Annotated in this window: 17 protein-coding genes; 7 read left to right on the top strand and 10 right to left on the bottom strand. The window is 59.7% G+C overall.

What is annotated here, in order from left to right:
- Window positions 1-117 precede the first annotated feature (117 nt).
- A complete protein-coding gene (locus RMO15_RS04010; protein ID WP_309708119.1) occupies window positions 118-1,149 on the top strand; it encodes a glycerate kinase in 1,032 nt (343 codons plus the stop codon).
- Window positions 1,150-1,284: 135 nt separating this feature from the next.
- Here the strand turns inward: RMO15_RS04010 and RMO15_RS04005 are convergent, their stop codons facing one another.
- From RMO15_RS04005 to RMO15_RS03975, 7 genes are all read right to left on the bottom strand, one after another.
- The gene (locus tag RMO15_RS04005; RefSeq protein WP_309708116.1) at window positions 1,285-1,725 is read right to left on the bottom strand and encodes a hypothetical protein; all 441 of its coding nucleotides are present in this window, start codon (window positions 1,723-1,725) and stop codon (window positions 1,285-1,287) included.
- A gap of 26 nt (window positions 1,726-1,751) precedes the next feature.
- Window positions 1,752-3,317: a hypothetical protein gene (locus RMO15_RS04000; RefSeq protein ID WP_309708113.1), complete on the bottom strand. Its 1,566-nt coding sequence runs from the start codon at window positions 3,315-3,317 to the stop codon at window positions 1,752-1,754.
- Between the two features lie 111 nt (window positions 3,318-3,428).
- Window positions 3,429-5,207, bottom strand: a complete 1,779-nt coding sequence (locus tag RMO15_RS03995) for an L-fucose isomerase (protein ID WP_309708110.1) — start codon at window positions 5,205-5,207, stop codon at window positions 3,429-3,431.
- A gap of 119 nt (window positions 5,208-5,326) precedes the next feature.
- Window positions 5,327-5,641, bottom strand: a complete 315-nt coding sequence (locus tag RMO15_RS03990) for a hypothetical protein (protein ID WP_309708107.1) — start codon at window positions 5,639-5,641, stop codon at window positions 5,327-5,329.
- Between the two features lie 112 nt (window positions 5,642-5,753).
- Window positions 5,754-5,981, bottom strand: coding sequence for a hypothetical protein (locus RMO15_RS03985; protein ID WP_309708103.1), 228 nt, complete (start codon window positions 5,979-5,981; stop codon window positions 5,754-5,756).
- A 30-nt stretch (window positions 5,982-6,011) separates the two neighbouring features.
- Complete coding sequence (locus RMO15_RS03980) at window positions 6,012-6,332, bottom strand: hypothetical protein (protein ID WP_309708100.1); 321 nt, start codon at window positions 6,330-6,332, stop codon at window positions 6,012-6,014.
- A gap of 179 nt (window positions 6,333-6,511) precedes the next feature.
- Window positions 6,512-7,369, bottom strand: a complete 858-nt coding sequence (locus RMO15_RS03975) for a hypothetical protein (RefSeq protein ID WP_309708097.1) — start codon at window positions 7,367-7,369, stop codon at window positions 6,512-6,514.
- 351 nt (window positions 7,370-7,720) lie between these two features.
- Here RMO15_RS03975 and RMO15_RS03970 point away from each other — a divergent pair, with 351 nt between their 5' ends.
- The 4 genes from RMO15_RS03970 (at window position 7,721) to holA (ending at window position 13,266) form a co-directional block, all read left to right on the top strand.
- On the top strand, window positions 7,721-8,785 hold the full coding sequence (locus RMO15_RS03970; RefSeq protein ID WP_309708094.1) for a HEAT repeat domain-containing protein: 1,065 nt from the start codon (window positions 7,721-7,723) through the stop codon (window positions 8,783-8,785).
- Window positions 8,786-8,849: 64 nt separating this feature from the next.
- Window positions 8,850-10,082 (top strand): DUF58 domain-containing protein, encoded by a 1,233-nt coding sequence (locus RMO15_RS03965; protein WP_309708092.1) that lies wholly within the window; start codon window positions 8,850-8,852, stop codon window positions 10,080-10,082.
- Window positions 10,069-12,168, top strand: a complete 2,100-nt coding sequence (locus RMO15_RS03960) for a transglutaminase domain-containing protein (protein ID WP_309708089.1) — start codon at window positions 10,069-10,071, stop codon at window positions 12,166-12,168. Before RMO15_RS03965 ends, RMO15_RS03960 begins: the two co-directional genes overlap by 14 nt.
- The gene (gene holA / locus RMO15_RS03955; RefSeq protein WP_309708086.1) at window positions 12,169-13,266 is read left to right on the top strand and encodes a DNA polymerase III subunit delta; all 1,098 of its coding nucleotides are present in this window, start codon (window positions 12,169-12,171) and stop codon (window positions 13,264-13,266) included.
- A 383-nt stretch (window positions 13,267-13,649) separates the two neighbouring features.
- Here the strand turns inward: holA and RMO15_RS03950 are convergent, their stop codons facing one another.
- Window positions 13,650-14,921: an ISAs1 family transposase gene (locus RMO15_RS03950; protein WP_309708083.1), complete on the bottom strand. Its 1,272-nt coding sequence runs from the start codon at window positions 14,919-14,921 to the stop codon at window positions 13,650-13,652.
- Window positions 14,922-15,018: 97 nt separating this feature from the next.
- Between RMO15_RS03950 and RMO15_RS03945 the strand changes: the two genes are divergently transcribed.
- Both RMO15_RS03945 and RMO15_RS03940 read left to right on the top strand, forming a co-directional pair.
- The gene (locus tag RMO15_RS03945; protein ID WP_309708080.1) at window positions 15,019-16,623 is read left to right on the top strand and encodes an ATP-binding protein; all 1,605 of its coding nucleotides are present in this window, start codon (window positions 15,019-15,021) and stop codon (window positions 16,621-16,623) included.
- A 202-nt stretch (window positions 16,624-16,825) separates the two neighbouring features.
- A complete protein-coding gene (locus RMO15_RS03940) occupies window positions 16,826-17,242 on the top strand; it encodes a hypothetical protein (protein ID WP_309708077.1) in 417 nt (138 codons plus the stop codon).
- Between the two features lie 29 nt (window positions 17,243-17,271).
- Here RMO15_RS03940 and RMO15_RS03935 read toward each other — a convergent pair whose 3' ends face one another.
- Both RMO15_RS03935 and RMO15_RS03930 read right to left on the bottom strand, forming a co-directional pair.
- Window positions 17,272-17,718 (bottom strand): ImmA/IrrE family metallo-endopeptidase, encoded by a 447-nt coding sequence (locus RMO15_RS03935; RefSeq protein ID WP_309708074.1) that lies wholly within the window; start codon window positions 17,716-17,718, stop codon window positions 17,272-17,274.
- Window positions 17,702-18,287: helix-turn-helix transcriptional regulator (locus tag RMO15_RS03930; protein WP_309708071.1), on the bottom strand; the 586-nt coding region annotated here is incomplete at its 5' end. The genes RMO15_RS03935 and RMO15_RS03930, both read right to left, overlap by 17 nt.

The raw sequence follows: 18,287 nt of genomic DNA, 5'->3' as shown, positions 1-18,287 counted from the left end.
GATTGAGGATGCCCCCCTGCCCGAGATCCTCCACCGCGTCACGCCCAACCCCGCCCATGCTGCAACCTACGCCGCAGCCCGCATCCGCCACGAAGCGCTGCTCAGCACGCTGATGCCATGAAAGTGCTGCTCTGCCCGGACTCCTTCAAAGGCGCACTCGCCGCCCCCGACGTTGCGGCGGCAATGGCACAAGGCTGGCAGCGCGTCTTCCCACTGGAAAAACCTCTCAGTCTCCCTCTCGCCGATGGCGGTGAGGGAACGCTGGATGTCCTGCTCCGCGCCACCGGCGGTGAGCGTTTTACGGAGACGGTCACTGGGCCACTTGGGGAGCCTGTGAAGGCGGCTTGGGGGCTGCTTCCCGATGGAACGGCGATCGTGGAACTGGCTCAGGCGGCGGGACTGACACTCGTTCCTCCCGAAAAACGCGATCCCAAGCGCACCACCACGTATGGTGTTGGGGAGCTACTCCGCCACGCCACACGCCGAACTCAAAAGCTCATCATCACCCTCGGCGGCTCCGCGACTAACGACGGCGGCACAGGGATTTTAGAGACGTTTGACTACAACCAGCAGCTCGGCTACGTCGTGCGCATTGCCTGTGACGTAGACAACCCACTCACCGGCCCGCGTGGGGCAAGCGCAGTCTTCGGCCCACAAAAAGGCGCGACGCCCGAGGATGTGGCAATTCTCGATGCGCGCCTCAGCAAACTCCGTGACAGGCTCAAACTCCCCGAGCAACCTGGCGATGGGGCGGCGGGCGGGGCAGCGTATGGCCTCCGCTGGCTCTTTCCTGGTGCGCACCTCATGCCTGGCATTGATCTCGTTCTGGATGCCATCGAATTCGATACCCACCTCATGGATGCTGATCTTGTCCTCACCGGTGAAGGTAGGCTCGACAGCCAGACGCTGGGTGGAAAAGCCGTCGCCGGGGTTGCCCAACGCGCCAAAGCACGGGGCGTCCCCGTGATCGCACTTGTCGGGAGCCTTGGCAGTGATGTTACCGGTCAGCAGCTCGCGGACATCGGTATTACCGCCGCTTTCCCCCTCGCCCCCGGCCCCTGCACACTCGACGAGTCGCTACATAACACGGCAGCATGGCTAGCCAATGCAACCGAACGCGTCGCTAGGCTCTATGCACTCTCTTCGTGACATCACGACCGCCCTGCTCCCTCGATTAGAACGAGGGAGCAGGAGAGCGCTTCGCGCTACAAAGGCCGTTCCGGCCATACCGAATTCCATGGGAGGAACGCCCTTTACAGCCGTAGGCTCTCCCGTCCTGCCGTTCTAATCGGCGGGACGAGACAGTTTCTTCTGGTACTGCCGCACGCGTTGCTGCTCACGGCGATCCCAGACCTCTGCGAGGCGCTCTTCTTTAGCCCTCTGACGCTCGCGACGCTCGCTCTCGGCGGCTTGCTCGGCCACGGACAGTGCCCGTGCTTCGACAAAGGCTTCGACTTCATTGAGGCGCTGAGGCATCGGGCCGGGGCCGCCGCAGCCACAGGAGCTAAAGCGAATGCCGTTCTTGACAAGTGCTTCGGCTTTTGCCCACTGCTTTGTCGCGTCGCGTCGCGGGGCTTTGAAGTCCTTGCCCATGTCCGTGAGGGGCTGGTGGCAGTCCGGACAGAGAGGCGCAATAGCCTCATCAACTCGCTCCTGACGCCAGACCTTGCGGCAGGCAAAGCAAGCGAGATGTTGTTTATAGAGATGTTGAGCGTAGCGACACACTGGATTTAGCCTACCTTCTACAAACTTTATCGCATAAGCCTGCCCTCCAGCAAAGGCCAGGTGTCAAAATCACGATCGAGGGGCTTGCCGTTCTCGGTGACCAGTACCCACTGGTTCTTGGGACACGCTAAATCGTAGGTGAGGACGCGGCCCTCGGGGAAAGTAAAGGCGTGAGCGAGCGCGGCTTCGTCGGCGTTGGCGCGAAGGACTTGGTCGAGCGTGAGTTTGCTCCCGAGCACCAGAATCCCGAGAGTGGGTGTGGAGTAGACCACAATGTGGAGCCCCTTGCCCCCGTCAAAGAGCCGCCAGTTACCAAGCGCGGCGACGGGCTTATAGCTTACCGGCACCGAAACTGCCCCGGCGGCGACGGCGAAGCTCTCATGGACACCGGTGTTGTTCCAGAGCTTGTAGTCGCTCCCCGGCCCGGCGAGGTGAAACGTCTGAGAAAGCTCCGTGGCACTGTCCTCCAGCAAGAGTGTGATGGGGCGCGGCACGACGTAGGAGGCAGGTGAGGGGCGACTCCCCCCTGCACTCAGCAAGTAGTTTGGCCCGGCGGAGTAAATCTCGGGGCACGTCTCCTTCCCATGCCCCAGCCGCACAAAGTAGCCCTTGCCTTTGTCGGAGAGCAGCTTTACCGCACCATCCGCCGGGCGGTACGGCAGGCACGCGGCGATAATGGCGTGCGTCTCGCTTAGCGGCCCGGTTGGCTTGACGATGGGCTTGGGTGCAAAGCTCAGCCAGACGTTCATGTAGGTGGTCTGATAGCCTAGGCTCAGCTGCGTCGCCTTGGCGTACTCATCGCGGCGGCGAAACGGCGGGAAGTGGCGCAATTTGTAGCTCCCCAGCGAGTAGCAGAAGTTCAGAAAGTCCAGCACGCCCCGCGACGCCGTTCGCACCGGCTCGGAGCCAAACGCCTCTAGATTGAGCAGGCCCAGCAGCGTGTAGCCGATATACGGCTGTGAGTTGAACTCCCAGAGCCCCTCGGTGCGCAGGTGGACGAGTAGCGCGAGAATCTTGCCCTCCATCCCATTGGCGAGATTGTCGTAGCGCGGGTCGGAGTCGCCGTGCGTTGCCAGCCAGCGGTTCTTGAGGTAGCGCGAGCCCTCGGTCATGAGCAAGTGGTTCTCGGTCTCAGGGTAGCGCCCGCCGGTGTTGGGGGCCGTATCGCGGTAGGCGTTGCCGTCCTCGATCAGCAAGACTCGTAGCAGGTGCTCCTGGGTCTTGGCATAGAGCCGGGTCTCGTCGCCACCAAAGAGCCACAAAATCGTCGTCAGCACCGAGAGATCGAAGTCGTAGTCCCCCAGCAGGTTCACGGGCGACGATGTCCCGGAAACGCCCCAAGGCTTGTGCTCCAGAAGAAATTGATTGGCCTCGGCCACCTGCCGCCCTGTCACCAACCGCGCCAGTAGCGCCCGCGGCACATCCCCTTTTCGCTCTTTTGTCCACGTCGCCAGCGGTCGTCTCGCCCACGTCGCAGTGACCGACGATGCCAGCGCCGAGTCTTTCTTCCACTTAAGCTTCCGCTCTTGCGGGACGGTGAGGTTGCCAGAACCCACCCGGCCACTCGCGAACCCACCCGGCTCTCCGCTCATACTTCGCTCCAAGCCACCCTCCCTTGATTCAAGGGAGGGTCGGCTGAGTGAGGAACGAACGGAGCCGGGGTGGGTTCAGGTGGTGTGGACGTGAGGCGTTTCACCGAATTCCTACCGATAGACCGGGCCGTAGGTGGCGCAGGCGCGGTAGTCGGCAGATTGGGGCTCTAGGACACCGAAGCGGGTCCAGGCCGAGGGGCGGAAGATGCTGGCATCGGGGACGTTGTGCATGTCCACGGGGATACGTAACATCGAAGCCAGCGTGATGAGATCGGCGCCGATATGCCCCCGCGAGATCGCGCCGTGGTTGGCCCCCCAGGCGTTCATCACGGAGTAGACATCCACAAATGGCCCGGCTCCCGTGAGGTTCGGGGCAAACCAGGTGGTCGGCCAGGTTTGGTTCGTGCGGGCATCGAGAACATCGTGGACGCTGTCGGGGAGGGAGACAGTCCAGCCCTCCGCGATCTGCAAGACCGGGCCGAGGCCACGCACCAGGTTCAGGCGGAACATCGTGCAGGGAATATCGCCCAGGGTCGTGAAGTCCGTGCTCCAGCCCCCGCCGGGGAAGTACTCGACCACCGAGGCGCACCACTTGGTCGCGGCGAGCGCCTGCTTGGCCTCGTTGTCCTCGATCTCGTACCAGGGCTTGAGGCCATGCCCCGTCCAGTCTAAAGCCGCCGGGCCGGAGTTGATAAGGTGCAGCAGGCCGCCTGCCGCCTTGCCCGTAAGCATGTGTCCGGAGACGCGCTGGACGGCATCGGGCGACCAGTAGGTGCGTACATCGGCGAAGAGCTGTGCCTCGCCTTGAGTAAGCAAATGGCCCCAGAGCATGGACGCCCCATTCATAGCATCGTTCTCGGTGGCGACAAGGTAGGGCTGGCGAATCCCGTTCCAGTCGAAGCTGGTATTGAGGATCGCCTCGTGGAAATCGCCGTTGGGGAAGTGGTCGGTCCACTGGCGCTGGCCCTGGAAACCGCCCACACTGGCATTGTGCCCCCGCGACTCCTCAATATAGCCCATCGCGGCCAGCTTCGGGTTGCCTACCATCAGGTCCCGCGTAATCAGTGCCAGCTTGACACCCGTTGCCCAGTCGGCGTCTTTCTGCTCGCGGGTGCGCTGCTTGTGCGGCGGGTTGACGTCCTCGCCCTCGGGGCAGTTCTTCTTCACCCAGGCCAGCGCACGCTCGAACTCGTCGTGGTCAAAAATCCCCTTGTCTATCCGCCGCACGAACTCGGTCATGTCCACGAACTCGGGGCGCATCCCTAAGAAACTCTCGAAGAAGTCGCAGTCCACGATCGAGCCCGCGATTCCCATCGAGACGCCGCCCATCGCAAGATAGCTGGTGTTCTTCATCGAGGCCACCGCGAGGCCCGCCTTCACAAAGCGCAGGAGTTTCTCGGAGACATCGGCGGGAATGCTCGTATCGTCGCTCTCTTGAACCTCGTGGCCGTAGATGCCAAACGCGGGGATTCCCTTCTGCGTGTGCCCTGCCAGCACGGCGGCCAGATAGACCGCGCCGGGGCGCTCGGTGCCATTGAAGCCCCAGACCGCCGTTGGGATCGTCGCGTCCAGGCTCATGGTCTCCGCACCGTAGCACCAGCAGGGAGTCACGGTCAGCACGACACCCACGCCCTCCCGCGCAAACTTCTCCGCACACGCCGCCGCTTCCGCCGCGCCCCCAATGCACGTGTCGGCGATGACCACTTCAACGGGCAAGCCACAGGCGTGCTTGATATTTTCCACAATCAGCGCCGCCGTGCGCTGCGCCATGCCCATCGTCTGGTCTTCCAGGCTCTCACGAACACCGCCGTAGCGGCCATCAATCGTGGGACGAATCCCAACTTTGGGAAGGGAACCGTTCAGGCGGTTCACCGGTGCATTCTTCTTCATGAGGGTATTGTACCTGCACAAGAACCGGGTCGTGAACGGCCCGCCTTCACATTGCGCAGTTCTTCGAACCTACCCAGTCTCCAACGTCCGCAGGACGGCGCATCCTCAAGACGGCTCGTTCACGACCCGAGGACCCCATGCACAGAACAATAGGCAGGGCTATGGAACTCCCCGAGAATAATCGTGCCACCCTCGGGGCAGACGACCTTGCCAGGATCTTGAAAATACGTACGTAGCTCGCGCCACTGGGGTTGGTAGCCCGAGCGCAGACGGCTATCCATGCAGAGCTGTTCTTTGGCCGCATCTACCCAGCGCAAAACCGCAAGGCACTCTTGGCGCTGACGAGTCTGCAAACGACGCTCCTGCCAGCCAAGAACCAGAGTAACACCAACCGTCAGAGCTGCAAAGGCAAGAGGTGCGCGTCTACGTGTCATGGTGACGGCTTCCACCCCACAAGCAACCCATGCACAGAGCAGGAGGGGGACTCATCCCATTTTCCGATGAAGTAACGCCCTCCTGCCAAGCAACGTGGGGAGAAGTCATAATTCACCATGTATGTGATGTACTCCCAGGTGGGAGCTTTACACTTCTCAAGATCGGAGCGCCCTTGAGTACAAGCCGATTCTTTGTAAGAATCCAGCCTCCGCAGTGTATGTTGGCACTCGTCGTACGATACTGGCGCTCGATGCGCTCTTGCCGAGCTTGCAGGGCGATCAGCGCGACGGGTGTGACGAAACACAAGATAAGCGCGGCGCGGTAGAGAAGACGTTTCATTGTGAGATTTTCGGTGTTTGGTTCCCCTGCCTACAGAGGGAGTGTCACCAGTGAACAGAGCTTTCGCAGGGCAATCAAGAACGCAACGGTTGCGGGGAGCCCGAAGAGAAGCAGGAAGGTTCCGGCGCAGTCGCGGAGCCACTGCGGGAGCCAGTTCCGCCGCTCTAGGAGATAGGCAAGGAGGGCAGGCAGGGTGAGCCAGCCATAGGTCATCGCACCCCGGAGTGGTGGCAAGCTGTACAGCGCCTTGTGAAAAAGAATCGGCTTGCAGAGCGCCATGCTGAGGGCGATAAGAAGACAATAGACAAACAAATCCCCGGTGGGAATCCCAATAGCTCCGGATCGTCGCACTTGCCACCTCCTGATATCCTAAACGAAAAAACACGAGGAGCGGTTACGGTGAAACTCGACGAGTAACTGAAAAACACGCTACGCTGGCAAGAGTGGCGGGGCTAGTGCGCCAAACCGAAGATACCGCAGTGCTCCTTGCCTGGCTCGCCCACCGACGAGATCAGCGCCCTTGCCAAACCCTACTTCGACTCCTGGACAAGCTGAACTCCCTCTCCGTTCCAGAGAACTTTCAGTGACTCCACACTCCATTTTTCACGCCCTACTGATGGGTCACCCATGTCGAGCTTGCCATCCGGGAGAAAGCCAAAGACAACGACCGCGTGGCGCTTTCCTGGAGTCCAGCCCCACTCGGTGATGTAACGGGGGTCGTAGCCGCGCTGCCAGCGATCCAGCCCGACGGAGATCAAGACGGGGCTAGCGAGCGTCGCTGCCTGAAGCTGAGTAATGTTCGCACGGGAAAGAACGCGCACCTGCCACTTGGCCCCCTCCGTTTTGTGGCGTAGCCCCCGGTACACCCCCAGCATCGGGGTTCCTGCACTTCGTGTTAGACAAAGCGTAGCCATCTCCGTCTCAGTGGCAGGAAGCTGCGCGGCAGTGAGCAAGGTCGCCGCACTTGCAGCGGAGCAGGAGCTCTCAGATGTCTGATGAACGACTCCGTCCGTCCCATGAGGGAGCGTACTCGTTTCGGGTGGGCCTCCCATAAAGCCGCCAAGGGTCAGCCAGAGGGTCAAGCAGAGCAAGGGTAGCGCAAGACGGAGACGCTCCTTTCGGGTTCCAGAGAGGCGCGACCAGAGGAGTAGGAGAAAGAGTAAGATCAGCGGTAACGGAAGAGCCTGCACGACAAAAACCAGCCCACTCCAGGGGAACCACTGGGCCAAAAACAGACGGTCACTGAAGAAGAGCGTGTGCACGATAGCTGTCATTAGAGAAAAGAGTGCCAGAAGTGGCGCGAAGGATTTATTGGTCAGACGTGCTCCGATAAAGAAAGCCGCACCACTGGCCACCAGCACAAGCACCATACCCAGCACCATATCCACGCTACTTGTGCTCCGAGTCTCGGGTACCCCCAGCACGCTCGTACTCAGAGGAGTCGGAGCCGAAGTACCCAGTGATCCCGGCACGGGCAGCGACCACTTTCTTTCGGCCAGTAGTGAAAACAGCTAGAACCATCAGAGTCTCAAAGTTTGAAAACGCCCGTCGTTGTCTCATGCTTAAGAAACGTCGGGATAACGCTTCTGGTTATGGAGGATGGGTATACTTTTGTATCAGTCGTAAATCTCGTGACGGGCGTCGCCTTGGCGGAAATTTACCGACGAGGGACGAGTAGGAGGCCAAAGGCCCCAAAGCGGGACGTTTACCGTCCAGAGCTACCATTTTTTGGAAAATCGATGGACATTTTAGAACAGCTCTCCCAAGAGTCTCGCTGGCAACAGCGGCGCGAGCTGGTGCGAAGTAGCACCGATGCCGTGGCGCTTTTTGCCTGGCTTCCCCAGGAGACAGAGGGCTGGGTTCGTGCGGCGATGGCTAAAGCCTTTGGAGAGCTTGGAGGACCAGAGGCACATAAAGCGCTGGAGCAACTGGGACACGATGACTCGGGGTTTGTGCGCATTGCCGCCGTGAAGGCCCTGGATGCCATTCAAAACCTAGAGGCACGTTTCCAGCTCCGCGAGATCTACGCCCGTGACGAAGACCATATTGTGCGGCTAAGCGTGGTAGAAACCCACTTACCCCTTGGGGAAAGTGACTCACTTGGGACACTCTATGCCACCCTAGCCTACCAGACCGATCCCCAAAAGCGCATGCTAGCAATCTACAACGCCATACTGGAAGTAGGTCAGGCGATAGTCCCCCACCTCCGAAATCTCTGGATAACGGAGACCGCGCCGGAGGTTCGCCTGTTGCTGGTTCAGCAGCTCACAAGGTTCGGCGATGGCTCGGAGCCTGCTCTCTGGCGGACGGCACTACTTTGCGAGAAAGCACCCACGGTGCGAGCTGCGCTGATTAAAGCCCTCTCCGATGAAGAAGACCAGACGACACGCGCTGTCTTTCTCAAGGCCCTTGCCCAGGAAGAGATCGAACATCTCCGACTCCAGCTCCTGCAAGCCCTCAGGCACTGGCACGATTTTGCGATTTTCCAGGCATTTTCCGCACACTGGAACGCCTTTCGTAGCCCAGGAACGTACCCACAAGTACGGCTCCTCCTCGAAGACTTTCTGACACACATCCCCACGGATGAGCTGATCTCATGGCTCCTGGCAGACGAAAGCATCGTGCACCGGAATCAGCCCTTTCTGGCTATGGAAATTAGTAAACGTGGGGCCGAGGCACGAGCGATCCTTGCGGCGATTCTGAAAGTCAAAACACCTCCAAGTCCCAATAACTACGATGAACCTGCCTGGCTTCTTCATCTTCGTCTCTTGCTCAACCCAACTGCGGAGAACGACAAAAACTGAGAATTTGCTACGGTATTTGCCAACTCTCGGGCATTGGTGGAACGATACAGGTACAATGAGAACTGTGGGACGAAAGACCAGCACCAGTAGCATTAAAGCCTTTGTGATCACCGTCGCCTTCATCTTCCTCTTTACGGTAGCCCTCCTCTTAGACATTCAGTATCTCTACTTCATGGCCGTGATGGCCGCGCTGATCCAGCCGATTGCCTACGGAATCGTCGCACTGGCTCCCACCAGCTACGCGGGCCAGCGTCGGCATGTAGGGAGCGCTGTCGAGGGCAAGCCTCTGCGAATTACTTTGGAGCTCTCGGCCAAGGGACGATTTCCTGCCACAACTCTGGAGGTGGACGAGGTGCTTCCGGCCACACTCACGCGCACCGACGAGCCACTCGTGCGCAAGCCGGAGTCCTGGGACGGCTACTCGGGCACGCTCACATACACGGTAGAGCCGCTTCTGCGCGGGGTACACACACTAGGCCCGACCCGTGTCGAGACCACCGATCCGCTTGGGCTCTTCTCGTTCTCCGCCGACCTTGCGCCTGTCACGGAAATAATTGTGCATCCCTCGCCTCTCTCGGTTCGAGTGGCACAGTCCGGCGGTGAGGGTCGATTCGGGGTGCGGGAGCGTGAAGGCAAGGCACAACGCGGCGATGGCCTAGAGTTCCACGGCGTCCGCGAGTACCATCCCGGCGACTCTTTACGGCGTGTCCACTGGCGCACAACGGCGCGCACGGGGCGGCTCGCGGTCGTAGAGTTTGAGAAGGCCTTTGAGCAGGATCTGGTGATCGCGCTGGATCTTAAAAAAGGAACGCATGTTGGGAGTGGGCGCGAGTCAACACTAGAGTACGCCGTGAAGATCGCCGCCACGCTCGCGGATCGGACCATGACCCGTGGCGGTGGTGTGTTGCTCTTTACACAAAACGGCAAGGCCGCCATTGATGCCCGCTCCAGCGATCCTGAGGCCGCACGCTACCGCCTCTTTGACCAGCTTGCACGCGCACAGGCCACGGCAGAAACATCGCTAGTGACGATGCTTAGTGCGCAGCAACTTCGTCCGGGCACGCGCCTCGTGGTGCTAATGGCTGCCGGTGACCCTGCTCTGGATCAGTGGCTCACACGCCGCCTGAGCCTAGGTGATAGTCTCGAAGTCTACTACCTCGACCCCTTGAGCTTTGGAGGACTGGGGACACGCCTGCCTGGTGTCCCTCCCGCTCTCCTAAAGTTCGTCGAGAAGAAACACTCCCCTTGGGAAGAAGGAGGCAAACACCTTGAGCCAATCCTCCGTGAAAATCGCTAGTTCTGAAAATGCCACAAAGACTCCAGCGGGCTCCCTTCCGCTCCAGCTTACCGCTCTTCTGGGGCAGAGCCTTGCTCTTTATGCACTCGCCTCCCCCATCATCAGTATAGGCTACACGATTTTCTTGGTCTTCCTTAGCATCGTGGGGCTCTTCACCGCACGCGCGATTCAGCGCAAGCCAAGGGGAAGTGCCCTACTGCTGCCTGGCGCAGTTGGAATGATGGCGACATTTTTCGTAGTTCAGTTCTTTGTGCTGCGCTTTCGAAATATGCTTCCTCTAGACTTTGCCCTGACCAGCATCGACACCAGCCTGATCATGGCCCTGACCTTCACCGCCGCTATCTCGACGTTTTTCTGGCTCACCGACACGGCGACTCTCTTCTCCTGTGTCTGGTCTATGGCAATGTCGGGGCTTGCCGCCACGGTCAACCTGAATGTCATTACGATCGTCTGCTTTGGCGTCTACTTGCTCTGTGCACTCTTTCTGCTGGTGCACCACCACACTCTCACGCAAGCCGGTGCCATCGGACGGCGGCTGGTGGTCTCGGGCTCGCTCCTCGCACTGCAAGCACGAACTGCCATCTTGCTTTGGCTCCTGACTTTCTCACTGGGATGCCTGGTTGCTATTCCACTTCAGATGATCGGGCGCAATATGTCTCTGGCACGGGTGCTGGAGCGCTTGAAAGTCTCGCCGGATCAGAAGCGCCTTCAGAACAACAAGCTCCTGCGTAACTTTGAGAGCGCTCGGGAGTTTGCCGTCGGGCTAGGGCCGGTCACCGACGACGATACTCTGCTCTACCGGGTCAAAGTCGCCCGGCCCTACTACTGGCGCATCCGCACCTTCGCGACTCTGCAAGGGAACCTATGGGTTCCTTACAGCTCAGATCTGGAGGGTGAGGCACTTGTCCCCCAGAGCAAGGCGGGCAACCAGAGTGTCTTCTCTTTTCAGCCCGGTGTCGAAGGCGCACGGACGAAGACCGAGCTGGTTCAAGTCATGGTAGAGCCGATCGTGCCTGTGCGCGGCATCTGCCATATCGCCGAGCCACGCGAGCTTCGTACGGACTTGCCCACCGTTATCCACCGGGTAGATGGCACTCTGGGAATGGTACGTAATCAACTTGACATGGCTCCCCCGCTCACGGCGTACTCCCTCACCTGTGATGTCTCTATCGCCAGCTCGCAGGAGCTAAACAACTCCTCACGAAGCTATCCCAAAGAGATTCAGGATCGGTATCTCCAAGACCCAAATCCGACTCTCCTAGATGAACTGGCTCGCGAGGCGATTGGAACGACCAAAGGCCCCTTTGACCAAGCCGAGGCAATCCGACAGTTTGTGGCGAACCGGTGTATCTACTCACTAGATGCCCCCATCTGTCCTCTGGGACGTAACCCCGCGGAGTGGTTTCTTACTGAGTCCAAAGTTGGCTACTGTGATCTCTACGCCACCTCCGTGACCATGCTCTGCCGCGCGGCAGGTATCCCCGCGCGGATCGCGACAGGCTTCAATGCGGGTGAAGTAGACCCCGATCATTCGTCTTCCTACCACCTTCGGGAGCGTAATCGCCATGCCTGGTGCGAGGTATTTTTTACGGGCTACGGCTGGATTCCCTTCGATGCCACTGCCCTCACGGCGGAAGCGACTTCTATCCCGGTGGCGAGTCCTCCGAAAGCCAAAACGAAGACAGCGAGCCTCTCCCCCGGCCCCATCGCGCTGGCTGGTCTTGCCGTGCTCGGCTTGCTCGCGGTGGGAGGCAATGAGCTGTACCGACGACGCACCCCACGTCCGGGACAGAGCCAGATCTCGCCTGAAGAGATCTTTGCGCGACGCGTTCTGGCAACCTACCGTAGCGCACTGCACCAGCTCAAGCGCCACGGCGCAATGCGAGAGAGCACGATGACGGTAGGAGAGCACACGCTGCTCGTCCAGAAGCGACTTGGCAGCAGTGTGGGACGAACCTATGTGCGCCTGGCTGAGCTCAGTGAGCGCGCCCTCTTTGCCCAGCAGGTGCTCCGTGAAGGAGATGTCAGGCTTGCTCAAGAGGCTCTGCGTGAGATCCGTACGAACTTGAAAGAGAGAAAACACTAGATGGCCCGAGTTGCCGCCAAGCCAAAAACCCAGGAGCGCCCTGAAGGCCCACCACGGGTGATTTTACTGACCGGGCTGGAGTCAGATCGGAAGCACGCGGAGACATTGCTGCTCCTCAAGCAGGCCGACCCCGACTTCGCCGACTTCGACGCGGAGACCCTTGATGGCTCTCATGCCAAGGCGGATCAGGTACTGGGAGCCGTCGGGACGGTGCCCTTTGGGAGTGGCAAGAAAGTCGTGGTGCTCCGCGACACCCAGCAGCTTGATGCCGAGGATCAGAAACGCCTGGCTACCGGGCTAGATCGCATCCCCGAAAACGGGCTTTTGGTTCTCCATACCGGCTCCCCGATTGTGGAGGATGGCAAGACCAAGCGGGGCACGACGGTGAGTACAGAGCTTGTCAACGCCGTCAAAAAGCTGGGAGAGGTTCGAGACTTTGCCCTGCCCAAGGTCGAAGATCTCCGTGGACACTTGCTTCAGGAGGCCCGCCGTTTGGGCAAGACTCTGGATCAAGATGCCCTCTCGCTCCTCTCCCAGCTCCCCGCCGATGATGTGCGCCATATTGGCAGCGAGCTAGAGAAGGCGGCCCTCCATGCAGGAGACAGCCCGCGTATCTCCGCCGCCGATGTGGAGGCGACTCTCTCACGGGGGCCCGACGACGTGATCTTCAAGCTCTGTGATGCGGTTGGGATGCGCAAGTCCAAAGAGGCGCTTGCCCATGTGAATATGCTCTTTCGTGGCAGCAACCGCCCCGAGAGTGTCGCTCCGCGAACCCTGGTTCTGCTCGCACGACAGATTCGCCTCGTGATGCAGTTTCGGTATCTTGGCGAGAAGAAGATGGCCGGTCGAAACGCCCAGCCCGTCAGTGCACAAGTCGCGGCCCTGCTTCCTACCGATGGTGCGGCCTCGATTATCGGCAACCCGCGGACTTCTTGGATGGCGGATAAGTACGTCGGTCAAGCCCGCAACTTCACGCTTGCCGAGCTGGAAGAGCGCCTGGAGAAGCTCCTGCACGCCGACCTAACGCTCAAAGGCGTCTATCCCGGCGGCGATAGCCCCCAAGCCGTGCTCCAGCGCTTAGTCATAGAGCTTTGCTAGAGGGCCATCTCCCCCCGCGTTGCGGCCATCTCCCCGGCTTGTTCCTCGCCTCCCCTTGTATCTTGAAAATGTGCTACGGTAGTAGCCAATGGCGGGAGTAGATCGTTACCCCTCCGGTACCGCAATACCGTGGAAGAGCTAGATCGCTCCCGCCTTTCTCAGATCATCCCGAACAGTTGCCTGGGCAAGTCAAAAGGCATTTTATGTCTACGATCAAGCTCGTATCCACAAGGACGGGAGTCGAGAAGTCAAGGGAGTTTAAGGATTATGCAAGCACCGCAGGACATTTTTGTGGGAGTGGATATCAGCAAAGCCCAGCTAGATGTGGCTGTTTTTGGGCAGAAACGCCTGGCGCACTTTCCTCAAACACAGGGCGAGCGCATCTAAATTTCTACCTCTTCAGCCGCCCTTGAACCCTTAGCAATAGACACTCGGCTCCCCAAGGGGTCGGGTACCGGAAGCAACAAGAGGTCATAAAGAAAGTTAGGATTCCACCCTGCCCGCTTAATGCGAGAACGTAAACTTCCCTTAACATTAGGGGCAAGACGAACAAGATTTAGACAAATGCGACGCAGAAGAGCAAGATTCGCAGGCCCATGATCTTTACGAATACGACAGGAATCTTCCCCAAAAAGCACGTCCAGAACGTAGTGACCACGATTCTCCACTCCCCAACGCGCACGAACTTTACCTTGGAGAGCTTCTGCATCGGGGGCATGACTACTGATGTGGTAGGTCTGAGAATGACTCACCTTAACCACGCCCGCTTTTTTGTACTCACGCCGACGCTCCACACAGATGATACAGTTCAAATCCTTCCAACGACGCAGAGGATCCTCCGGTAGAAGCCAATCTTCCACCGCGATGACACGGCACTTGCGCCACTCAGTTCGCCCATGTTCTTTGCCAGACTGCTCATGTGTCGAGTGAACCACGTCCGGGTTATGGTCTGCATGGGTAAAAGCGGCTACGACTGCCTGGTGGAGTTTAGGCTGATTGTCCTTGAGAGTCAGCAGGTAGTGAGCCTGCTTTCTTCGGATGATTTCCACCGTCTCCGTTTGACAGTGAGCCGCATCGGTCGTAATGGTGCATCCAGCAATCTCTAAGCTCTCCAGAAAGGCAGGCATGGCCCCAATTTCGTTAGTGCCTTCTGGGATAGAGCCTTGCGCTATCATAATTTTGGAGTCATTGGCCCAAGCATTGAGTAAGGTTATGGCTTTGTGTCGCATAACTGCCGTGCCTCCCGTGCCTCCCGTATCTCCTGTACCTTGGACAACTTTAGAACCTTTCATGACTTTTCCATCTATGCCCACCACCTCGTGTTTCTGACGGAATCGAGCCAGAATGACACTGAGGCAGGGTTCTATCTGCTCCGGAGAGATTCGACTAATGGTTCTTCGGAAGGTGTCGTGGTGAGCGATTCCATTTGGCAGTTTGAGTCCGAGTTTGTCTTTGAGCCACTCTTGATCTTGTGCTAATGCCCACTCTGGCATATCTTCCCAGTCGGTGCCTCCTGCCAGAGTAGAACAAAGAGCGATGGTGATCAGATCACTCAGGGGGTGAAGTTTAGTTCGATCTATGCGCGGGTCTTCGATTTTCTCGAAGTGCTCCCGCAGGAGTTGAGCCAGAGTTTGAAAGTCTTCAAGAGTTGCCATGTATTAGTATGGCTCAACCGAAATTTAGATGCGCTCGCCCTGCTCCTATCCCTTACGAGCAAGTCAAAGCGGCGCTCCACCAGCTATAATAGAGGCTATGGCAGTTACCCTTTCCGACCTTGATTCGTGGCTCTTGGCACCCCAGGAAGACGAGCGGCTGGAGTTCAAAGAGGCGAAGGGGTCGTTCAACTCGGAGAAGCTTGCGCAGTACTGCGTTGCGATCGCCAATGAGGGCGGTGGCTATCTGATCTTTGGGGTCTCGGACAAGCTCCCGCGCCGGGTGGTGGGTACTTCGGTTATCCCGGATCTGCACCGACTCCACGAGCGAATCGCGCACATTACGGTTCGGGCTGAGGAGCTGGCGCATCCCGATGGGCGCGTTCTGGTCTTTGTGATCCCTTCGCGGCCTCTCGGGGTTCCGCTCCAGTTCGAGGGGAAGTATCTCCGGCGCGATGGGGAGAGCCTGGTGCCGATGCGCCCCGATGAGCTTCAGCGTATCTTCGCGGAGACGACGCCTGACTACTCCGCCGAGGTCTGCACGGGGGCGACGCTGGCCGACCTGGAGCCTGCGGCCATCGAGGAGTTCCGGCGACGCTGGATCGCGCGCTCGGGGAATGCGGCGCTGGCGGCTCTCTCGGCAGAGCGACTGCTGGAAGATGCGGAGCTGGTGGATCAGGGGCGAGTCACCTACGCGGCTCTCGTGCTCTTTGGGTCGCGGCGGGCGCTGGGGCGGCATCTGGCCCAGGCGGAGGTGGTCTTCGAGTACCGCTCGTCCGAGGCTCCCGGCCCGGCGCAGGAACGGGTGGAGCTGCGCGAGGGGCTGTTCTCAAGCTATGACACGCTCTGGGAGCTGGTGAACAAGCGCAACGATCAGCAGTCGTTTCAGGATGGGCTCTTTGTCCTGCCGCTTCCCACGTTCAACGAGCGGGCGGTTCGTGAGGCGATCCTCAATGCGGTGGCGCACCGGGACTACCGGCTCGGTGGCTCGATCTTCGTGCGGCAGTTCGCGCGGCGGCTGGAGGTGGTGAGTCCGGGGGGCTTCCCGGCAGGTATCACGGTCGAGAACATCACCCAGCGCCAGCTCCCTCGTAACCGGCGGATCGCGGAGGCGCTCTCGAAAGCGGGTCTGGTGGAGCGTGCGGGCCAGGGCATGGACTTGATCTGGCTGACGTGTCTGAGTGAGAGCAAGCCGCGCCCGGACTTCACGGGGACGGATGACTTCCAGGTTGCATTGACCCTGAACGGGGAGATTCAGGACGAGCGGTTCCTGCGGTTTCTGGAGAGGGTTCGCCGGGAGACGAGCTTCTCGCCGAGCCTCTCCGACCTGCTGGTTCTGGACAGCATCAACCACGGGCGGCGCGTTGCGACCGAGCTGCGGCCACACCTGAAGCCGCTTCAGGAGCACGGGATCATCGAGGCCGCTGGACACGGGAAGTGGATTCTCTCGGCGCGACTCTACGGCTTTCTGGGGCAGGCAGGCACCTACACTCGCAAGAAGGGGCTGGATCACGAGACCAAGAAAGCGCTGCTGCTCAAGCACATCACGGACAGCGGCACGACTGGCGCTCCGATGCAGGAGCTCGGCCAGGTGCTCCCCGAGCTAAGCCGTTTTCAGATCAACCACTTATTGAGTGAGCTTCGCAGTGAGGGCAAAGTGAAGCTTGTCGGTGGTGGGCGTATGAGCCGGTGGTTCACAGAGTAGCGATCCCCAATGTGCAGCAGATATTCTGAGAGCACAAAACCTCACTATCGGCACTTCCCAAAGTCAACCATTAGTTGACTTTTCTCACCGATGGTTGACAAAAATGCGGCAGGTTATGTGCAGACAGATATTCCCATAGGGCTTCCTTTGCACAAACAGCACTCGGTATAATGGGCCATGAGCAAAAATACGTTTGCCTCTCTTGCCCTGCCCTCCTCTGCATTCGGGGAGTGGCGAAGCGCGGGAGAAGACAGCTGGATCGAGCCAGCGGTCGCGCCGTGGCACGGGCTCTTTTCCCCCAGCAACGGAAGATGCGGCGAAACCCGCGAACTATCTGGTGGTCGAGAGTGAGATCAAGCCACAAGTAGTGGATGATGCTGCCGTGCCAGGTGGGTATACCGTCGTAGAAAGTGAAGCGGCAGATGCCAAGAAACCAGGTTACACCGTCATAGAGAGCGACAGCACAGAGCCAGCAGTGCCTCCTTCCTCACCAAGCGTGCCAGCGGTCATGATTCCTATGGGCCAGGCCATGGAGGAGATCTCAAGCATTCAGATTGGCGACGTGCTCATCATCGCGGTCAAGGTGCAGCCAAAGCAGGAGCCAGAAGCCACAGGGTAGGCAAACTGCCGGGAGCCGTGGAGCAGTTCCTACAGCTCGGCGAGGAGCGGCTCCACACGGCGGGCTATCGCATGACGAAGCAGCGCGCAGTCCGGGTTACCGGCGAGCGCAACCTTCGCCGCACTGTAGCAAGCGCCTGCAACCCACTCATGCATCAGGTGGTGCGCCAGCTCGTGCACGAACACGCGCCACTTTCGGTGAGGGGCGAGCTTGGGCGAGATCAAGATTGTTCCCTCACCACCATCGTTCAGAGGAGGCAAGTACCCACCAGGCTCCTCGCCAGACCGCTCCCAGCAGAGTTTAACATTGAAAACCTTGGCGATATGCTTTAGAGTACGGGACTTCTTGCCCAAGGAGAGCACACCCTCACGAATCCGCGAGACGATCTCCCAGGCAATCCGGTCGGACTCCCCCCATGAGAAGCGCCACAGCACCAGCGTCTCCCCGACGCGAAAGCTCTCAGCGGCCCGAGCCATAGCCCCTCCTGCGGCGCTTGGGCTCCGGCTCACGCGGAGTCACCATCTCATCGGTCACGTAGATCTCGGCAGACTCCGCGATGCGAGCCTGCTCAGCCTCGGCGTCCTCAATCTCCTCATAGCTGAACCGGCTCCCCACGATGCCGCGGCTATCGAGCTTCCGGAGAGTCTCGGCCATGTTCTTGGCGGCCACCAGTGCGGCCTCACGGATCAGCTCACGGGATGGGCCATCGAAGTCGTTGAAGCCTTCCATACGGCCCAGGAGCGTGTCAATGTCGGGCACGTACTGGAGCTCTGGCTTGTCGTAGCCCGCTACCGCAAGAACCGGCTCGACCTCGATTTCCAGAGCGCCAGCGAGCTTGGTCAGGATCTCCTCACTCGGCAAGAGATACTGCCCATCCGACTTGATACAGCCGTTCTCGATCAGGTTCACATAGCTTGCCGAGATGCCCGCACGTTCCGCAAGAGACACACGGCTCCAGTTCCGGTCGGCGCGCTGAAGCCGAAGCCAGCGAGCGAAGCGCTGGCCCTGAGCGAGCTGCTCGGGGGTGGGCGGTTTAAGTGCCATG

Source organism: Armatimonas sp., from assembly GCF_031410135.1.
Lineage (GTDB): Bacteria > Armatimonadota > Armatimonadia > Armatimonadales > Armatimonadaceae > Armatimonas.
Note: the sequence above shows the minus strand (reverse complement) of the source record. Positions and strands in the feature narration are given on the sequence as shown.

Excerpts from the sequence above, each read along its gene's own strand:
- RMO15_RS03945 (WP_309708080.1), top strand. The coding sequence starts at position 15,019 with ATGGCAGTTACCCTTTCCGACCTTGATTCGTGGCTCTTGGCACCCCAG.
- RMO15_RS03935 (WP_309708074.1), bottom strand. The coding sequence starts at position 17,718 with ATGGCTCGGGCCGCTGAGAGCTTTCGCGTCGGGGAGACGCTGGTGCTG.
- holA (WP_309708086.1), top strand. The coding sequence starts at position 12,169 with ATGGCCCGAGTTGCCGCCAAGCCAAAAACCCAGGAGCGCCCTGAAGGC.
- RMO15_RS03985 (WP_309708103.1), bottom strand. The coding sequence starts at position 5,981 with ATGAAACGTCTTCTCTACCGCGCCGCGCTTATCTTGTGTTTCGTCACA.
- RMO15_RS04000 (WP_309708113.1), bottom strand. The coding sequence starts at position 3,317 with ATGAGCGGAGAGCCGGGTGGGTTCGCGAGTGGCCGGGTGGGTTCTGGC.
- RMO15_RS03995 (WP_309708110.1), bottom strand. The coding sequence starts at position 5,207 with ATGAAGAAGAATGCACCGGTGAACCGCCTGAACGGTTCCCTTCCCAAA.
- RMO15_RS03950 (WP_309708083.1), bottom strand. The coding sequence starts at position 14,921 with ATGGCAACTCTTGAAGACTTTCAAACTCTGGCTCAACTCCTGCGGGAG.
- RMO15_RS04010 (WP_309708119.1), top strand. The coding sequence starts at position 118 with ATGAAAGTGCTGCTCTGCCCGGACTCCTTCAAAGGCGCACTCGCCGCC.
- RMO15_RS03990 (WP_309708107.1), bottom strand. The coding sequence starts at position 5,641 with ATGACACGTAGACGCGCACCTCTTGCCTTTGCAGCTCTGACGGTTGGT.
- RMO15_RS03970 (WP_309708094.1), top strand. The coding sequence starts at position 7,721 with ATGGACATTTTAGAACAGCTCTCCCAAGAGTCTCGCTGGCAACAGCGG.